The organism is Myxococcus sp. AB025B (genome assembly GCF_006518215.1).
Taxonomy (GTDB): Bacteria; Myxococcota; Myxococcia; order Myxococcales; family Myxococcaceae; genus Myxococcus; species Myxococcus fulvus.
The window spans coordinates 1-12,851 of record NZ_SRLW01000032.1 but is presented as its reverse complement, the minus strand read 5'-3'; the positions used below and the strand labels follow the sequence as shown (position 1 = coordinate 12,851).

The 12,851-nt window shown below is 71.0% G+C and carries 9 protein-coding genes; 6 read left to right on the top strand and 3 right to left on the bottom strand.

Annotated elements, in window-relative coordinates; translation table 11 throughout:
- Positions 1 to 22: 22 nt before the first annotated feature.
- Positions 23 to 2,059: a hypothetical protein gene (locus FL311_RS07780; RefSeq protein WP_141324298.1), complete on the bottom strand. Its 2,037-nt coding sequence runs from the start codon at positions 2,057 to 2,059 to the stop codon at positions 23 to 25.
- A gap of 113 nt (positions 2,060 to 2,172) precedes the next feature.
- Here FL311_RS07780 and FL311_RS07775 point away from each other — a divergent pair, with 113 nt between their 5' ends.
- From FL311_RS07775 to FL311_RS07755, 5 genes are all read left to right on the top strand, one after another.
- Positions 2,173 to 2,355, top strand: coding sequence for a Xan family putative trans-acting RiPP leader peptide (locus FL311_RS07775; protein ID WP_046711779.1), 183 nt, complete (start codon positions 2,173 to 2,175; stop codon positions 2,353 to 2,355).
- Positions 2,352 to 3,368 (top strand): aromatic ring-hydroxylating dioxygenase subunit alpha, encoded by a 1,017-nt coding sequence (locus FL311_RS07770; RefSeq protein WP_141324297.1) that lies wholly within the window; start codon positions 2,352 to 2,354, stop codon positions 3,366 to 3,368. Before FL311_RS07775 ends, FL311_RS07770 begins: the two co-directional genes overlap by 4 nt.
- Positions 3,369 to 3,420: 52 nt before the next feature.
- Positions 3,421 to 4,374: a c-type cytochrome gene (locus FL311_RS07765; protein ID WP_228556742.1), complete on the top strand. Its 954-nt coding sequence runs from the start codon at positions 3,421 to 3,423 to the stop codon at positions 4,372 to 4,374.
- Between the two features lie 98 nt (positions 4,375 to 4,472).
- On the top strand, positions 4,473 to 6,386 hold the full coding sequence (locus FL311_RS07760; RefSeq protein WP_141324295.1) for a hypothetical protein: 1,914 nt from the start codon (positions 4,473 to 4,475) through the stop codon (positions 6,384 to 6,386).
- Between the two features lie 17 nt (positions 6,387 to 6,403).
- The gene (locus FL311_RS07755; RefSeq protein WP_228556741.1) at positions 6,404 to 7,549 is read left to right on the top strand and encodes a hypothetical protein; all 1,146 of its coding nucleotides are present in this window, start codon (positions 6,404 to 6,406) and stop codon (positions 7,547 to 7,549) included.
- A gap of 301 nt (positions 7,550 to 7,850) precedes the next feature.
- Here the strand turns inward: FL311_RS07755 and FL311_RS07750 are convergent, their stop codons facing one another.
- Positions 7,851 to 8,861, bottom strand: coding sequence for a TldD/PmbA family protein (locus FL311_RS07750; RefSeq protein WP_228556740.1), 1,011 nt, complete (start codon positions 8,859 to 8,861; stop codon positions 7,851 to 7,853).
- A gap of 1,004 nt (positions 8,862 to 9,865) precedes the next feature.
- Between FL311_RS07750 and FL311_RS07745 the strand changes: the two genes are divergently transcribed.
- Entirely contained in the window at positions 9,866 to 11,230 is a 1,365-nt protein-coding gene (locus FL311_RS07745; RefSeq protein WP_141324293.1) for a metallopeptidase TldD-related protein, read from the top strand.
- A 4-nt stretch (positions 11,231 to 11,234) separates the two neighbouring features.
- Here FL311_RS07745 and FL311_RS07740 read toward each other — a convergent pair whose 3' ends face one another.
- Positions 11,235 to 12,602 carry a cupin-like domain-containing protein gene (locus tag FL311_RS07740; protein ID WP_141324292.1) on the bottom strand — a complete coding sequence of 456 codons (1,368 nt, stop codon included), beginning with the start codon at positions 12,600 to 12,602 and terminating at the stop codon, positions 11,235 to 11,237.
- Positions 12,603 to 12,851 lie beyond the last annotated feature (249 nt).

The following is a 12,851-nucleotide window of genomic DNA, read 5'->3' as shown; positions in this document are numbered from 1 at the left end:
GGTCATCGTGAAGTCTGTGCTCTCAGAGCCGGAGTCGAACGTTGATGCCGGCGCGGAACAGGCCCATGTCCACCGGCGCGCTGGGGGCGATGCTGGCGTCGGGCTGGAAGCGGAACTCGCCGCCGCGCTCTCCAAAAGGAACTTCCACGTAGGCGGCGACCGTCACGTCGCGCAGCCGGGAGGCATTGATGTCCAGGCGCGCCACGTAGGACGGGTCTCCCACGTTGCCCATCACCGTGAGCGTCGTCGTGGGCTCGTAGATGTTGCGCGCGGTGACGGCCACCTGCGCCATGCCGTAGAAGCGGCCGAAGTAGAGCGGCTGGAAGTCACCCACCGCCTGCACCCACGTCAGCAGCTCGCGGTCGTCGCTGCCCAGCTGGTTGTAGAACCCCTCCAGCCGCACCACCGTCTTGAACGTGTCCGCCACGCGCAGCTCCACCTGCGCGCCGCCGCTGGCCTGCACCTGGAGCCCGTCGAGCGCCCGCACCTGGAAGCCCCCCGCCTGCGAGCGCTCCCACGTGGCCACGTCCGCGCCGTGCACCAGCGCAATCTCGGTGTTGAAGTCCAGTCGCCCCAGGCCAATCGAGTAATCCACGCCGTAGCGGGGCCGCCGGCCCTCCATGAACGAGCCCGAGACCGCCAGCTCGCTGGTGCCCAGCGCCATCTCCGCGCGCACCGCGCCGCCGTAGCGCACGCGGTCCCCGTCCGCCGTCACCTCGTCCAACAGGTCCGCCGTGCCGATGAGCCACAGGTTGGCCGCCATCTCCTCCCACGGCACGTTGACCTTCACCATGTCCACGCCCGGCCTCAGGTCGTAGAGGAACAGCGGGTCCGGGTTGCGCGCGCGCAGGAAGTCGGTGGTGTTCCAGATCTTCGAGCTGCCCCACTTGATGTGCTGCCGCCCCGCGGTGATGAAGACGTGGTCGAACAGGCCGAAGTAGATCCACAGCCGGTCCAGGCTCGTCGCGGGCGTGGAGAGCACCGGGTCCAGCGGGTCGTACGCCATGCGGCCCACCGCGAAGCTGCGCAGCCCGTCGAACGGCTTGAAGTCCAGGTACACGTCCAGGAGCGCCGGGAAGAACGGGTCCACTCCCGTGGCCGACGTGCTCGCGCGCCTGGCCCCGGCCACCTCCGCGCGCTGCAGATAGAAGCCGCCCACCGTGAGCAGCTCGGGCACCTTGAGGAACGCGGAGGGGTGCAGCGGGTCCTCCTCGACGGCGTCCTCCGTCACCGGCTGGGGCCCCGCGGTGGGACCTCCCGCCGCGGAGGCGATGCTCGTGCCCGACGCGGCCACGTCATCCACCACCACCGGCCGCAGCGACGTGTCCACGTCCATGGGCGGCGCGGGGCGCGGGGCCGCCGTCTCGCCCTCGATGGTGGGCACCGCCAGCTCCAGGCTCGCCACGGCGGGCTGCGTGGCGGCGGCGGGCTCCGCGAAGGCCTCCACCGTGTTGCCGTCCGCCGTCTCCGTATCGTCCTCGGACGCGGTGCCGGAGGCGGACACCGTGTCGCCTGCCTCCGCCGGGTCCACGGTGCCGGCGGAGGACAGCTCCGGCGGCGGCTCCACGCTCGCGGTGAGCGCGAGCTTGCCTCGCACGGGCTTCTGATACGTCAGCGCGCGCACGTCGCCACCGGCGAAGAACACCGCGAGGCCCCGCGACGGATAATGGAAATACAGCGAGGTGTCCGCCGTGGCCTTCACCACGTAGCAGGGCTTCTTGCTCCAGCCCGTCTTGGGACACGCGGGGCCGAATTGTTTCTCCACCGCGGCGCGCGTGGGCGCGCGGGTGGGGAAGACATCGATGCGCCGCAGCTTGCGCGTGCGTGTATCGACGGTGAAGCGCGCGCGCTGCGTCCCCGCTGGCGAGGACTGCCCTTGATAGTCGAGCACCAGCGCGCCGTCCTCGCGGCGTCTCGCGTCGGGCTCGCCGAACAGCATGCGCAGCTGCGCCTCGGTCGTGACGCCCGGTCTGGCTTTCTTCCAGGGCTCCGCGTGAGCCGTGCCATGAATCAGACACAACATGGCCACGATGCGCACGACAGAGGGGGCAGGGGGCATGGAGGGCCGCAGTCTAGTGGTGTTGTGACACGCGTGGAAACCCACGGTGGGTTGACATTCCCCCGCTCTTCCTCCGAGCATCCACCTCCCCCTGCGTAGTGGAGGCCACCCACATGGCGTCGGAAGAGGCGGTTCAGTCCCCATCCGAAACAGCGGCGAACGCGGTATCCACTCCGAATCCCTCCGAGGCTCCCGAGGCGGTGTCAGCTGCTCCCGAGAAGCTCGATGAGATAGAGGAGATCGACTTCCTCCTCGAGGAGATTGAAAGCAAGATCGCCCCGCTCGCCCTGGCATGAGCACGGCTGGCGAGGTCCGCTCGTACCGGGACACCTTCGTCCCGTACTGGCATCCGGTGGCGTACGCCCATGAGCTTCGGGAAGGCCCCCTGGCCGCCCGGCTCCTGGAGACGGAGCTGGTCCTCTGGCGCACCGCCTCCGGTGTCGCGGCCACCCAACGCTACTGCGCGCACCGCGGAGCAGACCTCTCCGCCGGGACTGTCACACCCCAGGGACTTCGCTGCGCGTTCCATGGATGGACATACGCCCAGAGCGGCTCGTGTGTCCGCATTCCCTCTCAACCCCAGACGCCCGTCCCCGAGCGGGCCCGGGTGAGCAGCTACCTTGCCGCACAGCGGCATGGGCTCATCTGGGTCTGTCTTTCGCCCGAGCCCGCGGCGCCGCTGCCCGAGTGGCCGGAGCTGGCCGACAGCGCGACGGTGGCCACGGTGCCGCTGCCCCGCCTGGACTGGGACACGTCCGCCGGACGCATGGTGGAAATCGTCCTGGACGTGGCTCACCTATCGTTCGTTCATGAGGGCACGTTCGGCAATCCGGAGCAGCCCGAGGTGCCGGCGTATGACGTGGAGAAGCTGCCGGACGGGCTGCGCGCGCAGATTGTCTACCCGGCGCTGGCGCCCGCGGTGGGGAGCGCTCCACCCCGGGTGGACCGCACCACGCTCACGTACGAGGTGACGTTCCCCTTCACCGCGCGGCTCACCTTCAAGCCCACGCTCTTCTATCCGCACACCGTCTACGCGGTGGCCTCGCCCTGGTCGGAGGAGAAGATGCAGTGCTTCTACTTCGCCTCGTACCACCCGAGGATCCGCAACTTCGCGGAGCTGTTCGTGAAGTCGGAGTCGGCCATCCTGGAGCAGGACCGCCGCGTCGCGGAGGGGCAGCGCCCGCGCGCGCACCCGCTGGACTTCTCCGGAGAGGTCCCCGTGAAGGCGGACCGGCTCCCCATCGAATACCGCCGGGCCCTCGCGGCCCTGCGCCTGGGCCGTCCTCCGGACGCGCCCGCATTGGATTAGCCACAGGAGTCGCTCGAACGTGAATGCCGGGGGCCGAAGCTGGGAGAGGTGCGTGTCCGTGGTGGCGCTGCTGGTCGCCGTGAGCGGCTGCCGTGAGAAGGACGCGGCCCCCAAGCCGCCGCCGCCCGCCGTCGTCGAGGCGAAGCCCGCCGCGCCTCCCGCACCCAAGCCCGTGTCCGCCCAGGCCGCGCTCGTGGAGCGGGGCCGCTACCTGGGTGAGTCGGTGCTCGGCTGCGTGGACTGTCACACGCGGCGCGACACGGGCCGCTTCGGTGGACCCCTGTCGGGTCCCCCGCTCGCCGGCGCGTGCTTCGGCCCGGAGTGGGACCTCCCCGGCACGCTGTGCGCGCCCAACATCACCTCCGACCCGGTGCACGGCGTGGGCAGGTGGACCGACGCCCAGCTGCTGCGCACCCTGCGCGAGGGCTACGGCCAGGGGGACCGCACGCTCTTCCCGATGATGCCGTACATGGAGTGGCGCGCCACCCTGTCCGACGGTGACGCGAAGGCCGTCGTCGCGTGGCTGCGCACCGTGCCCGCCGTGGCCCTCCCCACGCCTCCCTCCCAGCTCGCGCCCGAGGTGCTCGCGGACATCAAGGACCTGGCCGGCCCTCTGCCCGGACCCGTGGCCGAGCCCGCCCAGGACGACGTCTCCCGGGGGCGCTACCTGGCCACCATCGCCCAGTGCGCCTTCTGCCACGCCAGCGCGGACGAGGAGCCCAGGCCCTTCGCCGGAGGCCGCGCCGCCCCCACGCCCCTGGGCGAGGAGCCCGTGCCGTCCCTGCTCCCGGAGGGGCCCATCCTCAAGGACCTGAGCGAGGACGCCTTCGTCGCCCGCTTCACCGCCTTCAAGGACCTGGCCCCCGCCCCCAGCAAGAAGGGCCAGGTCAACAAGCTGTCCATGCCCTGGCGCGCCTTCTCCTCCATGAAGGAGGAGGACCTTCGCGCCGTGTACCGCTTCCTCAAGACCCAGGGCGTGGCAACGCAGCGCGCCACGGGCCCATGAATTGGCGCGGCGCTTTCTGAGAAAGTAGGATACACGCCTTGCCCTCCGCTGAACGTCACCGTGCCCTGCGCTGGTGAGCCGCGCTGGACTCGAATCTCATGACCCTGTCCTTCAAGAAGTGCGTCCTGCTGCTCCCGGTGCTGGCGGTTGCCTCGGGATGCAACCTGCTCGACACGTCCGACGTGGAAGGTACGCGTGGCCGTGGTGCGCGAGCGTTCGACCCGTACTCGAGCTCCGCCTCCGGGGCCATCTCGCTGTCCCTGCTCTGGTACAAGGGCTGCGCCATGCTTCCCACGGGTGAGCCCGTGACGAAGGGCGACCTGAACCTGCCGGACTATGGCGCCACCTGCTACAACCTGAACAACGGCTACCCCTCGGAGACGAATCCCTTCGAGCCGGTGGAGCCCTTCGCCCGGATGATCGTCACGCCGGGGGAGCTGTACTTCCTGCGCGAGTTCTCCGCGATGGACGTGGAGCTGGCGCGCTTCGAGGACCCCAACGACAGGCGCACGCCGGCCGCGTGGATGCGGATGGAGTCGCTCTTCAAGGACCTGGACTGGTCCGGCCTGTCCTCGGGGCGCGACGCGTGGAAGCGCCTGGAGCCGAAGACGTTCCTGCGCGAGACCTTCTACGAGAACGCCGCGTGGATGCTGGCCACGGACGACACGTTCCTCCTGGAGGTGCTGGACGCGGACGGCAACGTGCGCACCAGCATCACCTACTCGCGCCGGGACTTCCTCGCGGAGAGCGCCGTCACGGGCCGCACCCGCGCCAGCTTCACGGTGACGGGCCTGCAGCGCCCGCTGTTCCCCGGAGACCCGACGCCGCGCCGGGCGGAGGGCTACGACGCGCTCGAGTTCGCCACGGCGGTGAAGGTGTCGCTCGCCAACTCCACCAACCCGTTCAAGTCCTTCACCATGCCGGACCTGCGCGGCGAGGGCGTCATCCGCCTCACCTGGAGCCAGCTGCCGCTCAAGCCGTTCCTCTTCCCCGTCACCTTCCAGCCCTCCTCGGAGCGGCTCGCGACGTGCTACCAGCTGGGGCCGGACGGGCTGGCCACGGACGTGCCCACGCCGTGCGGCTTCGGCCTCAAGCAGCAGGTGCAGGTGTCGCGCCCCGCCAACGGCACCTTCTTCAACGCCGGTGAGACGGTGGACTTCGTGGTGTCGCTGCAGGACGGCGACGGCCACGGCCTGCACCCGCGCGACTCCATGCCGTCGTACTTCGACTACCTGGGGGAGGGTTCCAACGGCCTGGCCTACTTCAACGAGCAGATGCTGCTGACGTGGCGTGACAGCAGCGCGTCCGAGTCCGGCTTCAAGGTCGTGGGTCCGCTGCAGAACCTGAAGGTGGTCAACGGGGACTACGTGCCCAAGGACTACTTCGCCTACCCGGCCGCGAGCGAGCCGCAGTTCTACGTGCCGCCGGACATCATGGCCGTCGCGGGTGGCATGGCGGTGCGTCCGACGACGCGCTACGCGGTGCCGCTGCCTCCGGACGCGAAGCCCGGCACCTACGCCATCCTGCTCAAGGGGCACCGCAACTACGAGGGTGAGCGGCTCAACCGGTTGGACCCGTTCTTCTTCCAGGTGGGCCAGGCCGCGCCGACCTCGTACCCGGGTCGCATCGGCAACTGCCAGGTGTGCCACAACGGCGTGGGCTCGCTGAGCAACGTGCACCACGGCGTCTCGGTGGACCACGTGGAGACGTGCAAGGTGTGTCACCACGACGACGTGGTGGGGCACGTGTCGGACTTCATCCACCGGCTGCACATCTCGTCGCCGAAGTACGCGCAGAACAAGGGTGACTGCACCCTGTGCCACCTGACGCGCGAGAGCACGCTGCGTCCGAGCATGAACGCGTGCGCGGGCTGCCACCCGGGCACGCACGGCACCGAGTACTTCGACCTGCAGTTCCAGGAGCTCAACTCTCCCCCCAACGCCTTTGGCAACTGCGCCAACGCCTGCCACGTGACGACGGTTCCCGCCGAGCACGTGCTGCCGGCGCGCTGAGCCCTTCGAGGACCGCGATGAAGCTCCGCTCCCTAGCCTCCAGCTTCCTGCTCTTCGCCGCCGCCGGTGGGTGTTCCAGCTCCGACGCGCCCGTCAACATCCCGCCGGACACCGCGCCCGTCGTCGACCTGCCGGCGCGCACGACGAACGTCTCCGGCGTGCTCTACGACCCGGAGGCGTTCCTCGTCGCCTTCATGACGGTGCCCGAGGAGGAGGCCGGCAACGCGCTGCCCGGCCTCTTCGAGGGGCCGTACACCTTCCTGTCCGCCATCATGGGGGGGCAGGTGTCGCTGTCGTCACCGGAGGGCGACGGCGCGCTGGTGTCGGCGCCGTCGGACTTCGGAGGGACCTGGTCGGTGGTGGGGGCTCCGTCGGGTGAGACGACGGCCTATCTCGCGTCCGCGACGCCTCCCGAGGAGCCGGTGGAGCCGAACCCCGACTTCCCCGTCCCGATGCCGACGACGACGTACTTCCCCACGACGTACGTGCGCCCCATCCTGGCGAGCGTCACGCAGTGCTACGGCCAGGCCGCGGTGCTCGTGGGCAACACGGGCGCGCTGGACGCGGTGGCGCAGGCGATGACGGAGGCGGGCACGCCGACGACGCCCGCGGACCTGTTGGACCCGACGAAGACGGGCGGTGTCGCGCTCCTGTTCGTGCACGACATGAGCTTCCTGGCGGACCTGTTCCAGACGCCGGTGTCCAGCATCGCGGAGGCGTCCGCGGGGCGGCTCTTCGCGCTCGACTGGGCGCCGGTGGAGGAGGCTCCGCTGCCGGGGCAGTCGCCGATGGGCTTCATGGTGCTGCCCGGCTCGGAGAGCTTCCTGGGCTACTTCGCGCTGGTGCTGCCGCCCAACGCCACGGAGCCGGTGACGGTGAACCTGGTGGACACCTTCGTGCCGGAGCCGGAGCCGGACCCCGAGGCGCCGCCCCGGCCGTACCTGATTCCGCCGGTCATCGTGGAGCCGCGTCCGGGTGAGGTGAGCGTGTACCGGGCCTTCGGGCAGATTCCAATGCCGCCGGGTGAGGAGCCGCCTCCCGGTGGTGGGCTCGAGGACCCGCCTCCGCCGGAGCCGGAGCCCACGTGGACCTGCTACATCCCGCCTCCGCCCGTGGAGCTGCCCGAGGAGCCTGTCGACCCCGAGGGGCCGCCGGCGGAGTAGCGACGAGGGCCCCGAGGCCTTTGGGTCGTGACACGAGGACGCGCTCCGATGTCGAGGAGCCGTCCTCGGTTCGTTTCGTGGGGATGCTTCGGTCGTGAGGGTTCGTGTGTGGCGGCGGTACGCCACGCGAGCACGCGCTCCGACTTCGAGGCGCCTGGTCTCCGCCTGCTCGGCGGGGATGCCGCGGCCGTGAGGCTCGCGCCCGGAGGGCGGTAGGCCACGCGAGCCTTCGCCCCGAGGTTTCGCGTCCTCGGCTGGAGGAGCGAGCTCGTGGCGGCAGGTGCCCGCCTCGGGCCTCCGCTCAGGTCCCGGGCCGCACGCGCAGCTCGCGGAAGCGGACCGAGGGCTGGCCGAAGGACACGGGCAGAGGGCCATGGTCCAGCTTGCGGCACCCTCGCGTGGCGAAGAGGTTGCGCGCGTCGGCGCCCACCGCATCGATGTGGGCCAGCGCCGTCAGCCCGTTGCCGGAGAGGACGCCGGGGCCCACGCGAGGGCCCGCGCGCCCGTCGCGCACCAGGCGCGCCTCGACGAGGTGGAAGCTGAAGTCCCCCGACAGGAGGTTCATGTGCCGCGGCGTGAGGTGCTGCACGAGCAGCCCGTGGCCCACGTCCGCGAGGAGTGACGCCAGGTCGCCTTCATGCGGCTCCACGCGGGTGTGCGCCATGCGCGGCAGGGGCGGGTGACGGAAGTCCACGCGCCGGCCATGACCGTTGGGCTCCAGGCCGAGCGCGCGGGCGCTGCGCGCATCCAGCATGGGCGAGGTGACGATGCCTCCACGCAGCAGGGGCACCGCGCGCGCGGCGTGCCCCTCGTCATCCCACGTGAAGCCGAGCGCGCCTTGCGCATCCGTGGGGTCGTCGGACACGTGGACGAAGGGCTCGGCCACGCGCTGTCCCAGGCTGCGCGCGAGGAAGGAGCCGCCGCGCGCGACGACATCGCCCTCGAGGGGATGGCCGCAGACCTCATGGAAGAAGCACGCGGACGCCGCGCCCGGAGGGAAGAGCACGGGCAGCGCTTCGTCGGGGCACGGCACGGCGGGAGTTGTCTCCCGGAGCTCACGCACCAGCGTGTCCACCCACGCTTCCAGCGAGGGCAGGGCGGCATGGAGGCGCGCGGCGTCGGGATGCGTGACGCAGCGCCACGCATCGAACCGGGGACCGCCGGCCTCGCCATGGAACGCCTTCACCTCCAGCAAGGCATGGCGCGTGTGGTCCTCCACCATCCGCTCGGGCTGAGCGTGGAGCGTCCAGCGGTCCACCTCGCGCAGCGTCACCTCGAGATGGAGCGCCCCGGCCGCGCGTGCGACGTCCACGAGCCTTCGCACCACGTCCTCACGAAGCGCGGCGCCCTCCGAGAGTCTGGAGGTCTCGGCGAGCGGCGCACGTGCCCGTTCGAGCACTTCGGACGGGAGGAGCCCCGGAGCGGGTGTTCCACGAGACAACTCCGTCCACGTGTATTCACCGTGGCTCGGGGGACCTTTGCGGACACAGGCGCCACGCTCGAAGGTCGCGGGCAGAATCCGTGTGCCGGAGCGGAGGTGGAGCACGTCGGAGACTTCGCGCCGCTCCACGAACCAATCCAAGACGAGGGCTCCTTGTGTCAGCGTCGGGGGCGCGCGAGGGAACGCGTCCCTCCGGGTTGTACCACGCTGCGCGCTGCTGGACCGAGACCCCACCCGCGCGCACGCGCCGCGAAGATGTCGAGCATGACCTCCGGGCGGCTTCGGCCTCGAGCCTGTCTGGGTGCACCGATTGATTCCGATGAGGCCCGCCAGCCTGTGTCGACAGGGTGCTTCGCGGTGGGTGGGTCTCAGGCCGAGGGGCACGACGGCCCCAGGGAGAGGGCCCTCGGTCATGCGCGATGGCGCGCGCCGACTGATTCTGATGGGAGCCTGCGAGCCCCTGAGGCCGGGGCGCTTCGCGGTGCGCAGTTCATCGGGTTGAGGCCGCGACGGACTTCGGACAGGTCTCTGCGACGAGCCTGTCTCGGTCTGGCCCTCGGGCTCCGATAGGAGCCGGCCTCCGCCGCTCGCGCGCTTCGTGGCGAGCAAGGTGTCGGGTCGAGAACGGCGATGGACTCCCGCCAGGTTCCCGCGATGAGACTGGCTCGGTCAGTCCCGTGGGCTCCGATGGGAGCCGATCTCCACGGAGAGCGTGCTTCGTGGTGCGCGGGGCCTCCGGTCGAGGGCCGTGGCGGACTTCCGTGATGCATCTGTCTCGGTCCCGCCGGTTGATTCATGATGGGCTTCATCCCGTGATGACGGTGGGCAGGTCGTCAGGTTTCGGATGTGCCGAGTGATGCGAGTCGGGAGTCTGCATGTCGGAGCATGACGAGGACGCGGGGTTGGAAGACGCCAGCCTGGTCTACACGGGCGGCCTGTCGCCCCAGGACTGGAGTGTCCTGGCGCGGGAGGTGATGGACCGTCTGGGACGCGAGCGTGGCTGGCGGGGCGTGGAGCTCTACCTGCTGTCGTACGACAACCTGTCGCTGGACTACGACGTCGCCTCGAAGACCTTCTCCAGCAGCTCCGGTGGTGCGCTCACCGTCTCGGCCCGGGTCTGGCTCGGGGAGGCCGTGGGCACCGCCATCGAGTGCGTGCATGACCGGGCGACCCTGGAGCAGGTGTTGCTGTCCGCGGAGGAGAAGGCTCGCACGGGGTCGACCGGGGTCTTCCCCACGACACCGTCGTCAGGATCCCCGCTGCCCACGGACGCATGGCGCGGGGCGACGGACTTCTCTCGCGCCCGCCGGTGCGCCGAACGCATGGTGAAGGACGTGCTGCCCCCCGGCGTCGTCGTGCAGGCCCTGGTGGTGAAGCAGGAATGCACGGGCGCCTTGTCCGTGCGAAGCGACGGCTTCGAGGCGTTCCGTCGGACCCATCAGGAGGTCGCCTTCCTGCGCTGCGAGACCGCTCGCGGCGCGGTGGTGGACGCCGTGCCCCTTTCTTGGGAGGCCTCGAAGGGGAAGGGCGACCTCGAGCCCATCCGCGCCCGGCTGGCCGACGCCGTGGCCGCGCTCGAAGGACCCGCGAAGCCAGCGGACCGCGCGCTCCCGCTCGTGCTGCGGCCCCTGGTCGCGGCGCCGCTCGTCGCGGGGCTCGCCTGGCTGTTGCGAGGAGACATCGCCACCGCGACGCCCGCGCTCGTGCGCGCCGTGGGCCGCAAGCTCTTCCCGTCCATCCTGACCGTGGAGGACGACCCGCTGGACCCGTGCGGCCTCCAGCGCCGTCAGCTCGATGACGAAGGCCGGCCCACCCGCGTCCTGCGCCTCGTCGACGAGGGGCGCCTCGTGGGCTTCCTCCACTCGGAGGAGACGGCCGCGCGCCTCGGCGTCGAACCTGGAGGCCGAGGGCTCCGCGACCTCGTGCACCCCGCCACGCCCACGGCCCTCAACTTCTGCGTCCTGCCGCGCGAGGACGCACTGCCCGCCGACTACACGGAGCTGGTGGCGCGCGTGGAGAACTTCTCCACCATGCCCACGCCCGGCACCGTGTCGCTCATCGCGGGAGGCTGGGAGGTCCGCGACGGTCGCCGCGTGCACCGCGTGGAGCCGCTGGAGCTGGAGCTGCCCGTGCTCGAGACGTTCCGCTCCCTGCGCGGCGTGGGCTCGGACCTGGCCTTCTTCCCCTCGGCGGAGGGCTGCGGCACGCCCACCCTGGTCCTCCCTCCGCCGGGAGGCTGAGCCGTCAGCGCCGACGCACGGGCTCGTGGCGCCACACCGCGCGCCACCGCGCCAGCTCATCCAGCAGCGAGCGCACCCCCGCGCGAGGAAACGCACGCGGCGGCAGTCGCCGGAAGAAGTCCTCCTCCAGCGTCCCCACCGACACCGGCCTGCCAGAGCTCAGCGTCTCCGTCAGCGCCTCGAGCCGCCGCCGCGCCACCGGCGAAGGGCGCAGCGTCCGCGAATATCCATTGGCCGCCACCACCACCTGCCCGCCCTCCAGCGGCACGGTGACGATGGGACGCTCGGAGCTGCCCACCACCGTGTCCTCGGGCGTGAGCGGCGCGAGCCCCCGCGCCTCCGGAGGCGGCCCATCCAGAGCGCCGTTGGTGAGGAAGCGCACCCAGCCCTCGGTGAGCGTGTTGCGCGTCGTGCGCAAGCCCTGTCCACGCCCCTGCTTGCCGAGCGCGTCGCGCACCGACTTCGGCAGCGCCCAACCCTCGACTCGGGGCAGCTCCCCGTGAGGCAGCCGCTGCGGCCACGGCTGCTCGGGCGCGCGGTCCAGGAACATGGGCGCGCGGAAGTTGAAGCCCAGCGAGGCGGCGATGGTGAGGCCCTCGCTCGGCTCCGAGCGGTGCCAGTACGACGAGGGCCAGTACATGATGTCGCCCGCGCCGGCCTCCAGGAAGCTCGCCTGCGCCATCACCTGACGTGTGTCCTCCGCGTCGCGCAGCACCACGCCATGTGGCCGGTCCTTCAGCCCCGGGTCCGCGTGCGGCGCCACCTCCGGTCTGGAGAGCATCGCCTCCAGCGGCCAGAAGCTCATCCGTCGACGTCCCCGGATGACGAAGTAGAAGACGTGCAGGTCATCCTTGTGGATGCCGAAGGGCGTGTGTCGGTAGTTGCCCAGGAACAGCGCGGAGTCCGCGCCTCCCAGCGGCACGCCGAGCGCGCCGTGGACGCCGGACAGGAAGGTGCGCATCTGGAGCCAGTGGCTCCAGTGGTGGCTCTGCGTGTTGCTCAGCACCAGCCCGAACCTGCGTCCGTGGAGCAGGTGCTCCATCCGCCGCGCGTACCCGTCGACGTCGCCGTCTTCCGCCAGGGGCAGGTAGCGCGACATCGCCACGGCCGCGAAGACCTCCGGCGGTCCCTCCGCCGTGGCCTCGTGCTCCACGTAGAAGCGCACCGGCAGCATCACCTCGCCCTGGCGGTAGCGCGTGCCCACGTCCACCAGCGCCTCGAAGATTTCGGCGGGCGATGGAAAGTGGCGGGGGAACAGGCTGGGGAAGAGGGTGGGCCCCACGTCCCAGTGCTCGCGGGCGAAGCGCTTCCAGAAGGCCCTGGGCAGGGCGAGGGACGGTTCGACCGGGAGTGCGGCGGAGGCTCGTGCCATGGGTCCGGGGGGATGCGCGAGGAGAAGGCCGGGTGATACTAGCATCCGGCATCCGGGCTCCACGACACGGGGCGCCCGGCCAGGAGAATCGAGCATGGGGAAGGAGTCATCAGTGGCGGCGCGCGTGGACCCTTCGGTGGAGCGCGGCGTCGCGGCCCTGTGGACCGCGAAGCCGACGGAGCTGGTGGGCGAGTCGCGGGTGCTGCGCGCCCTGCCCAGGGTGGAGCTGCGGCGCGTGGGCCCCTTCGT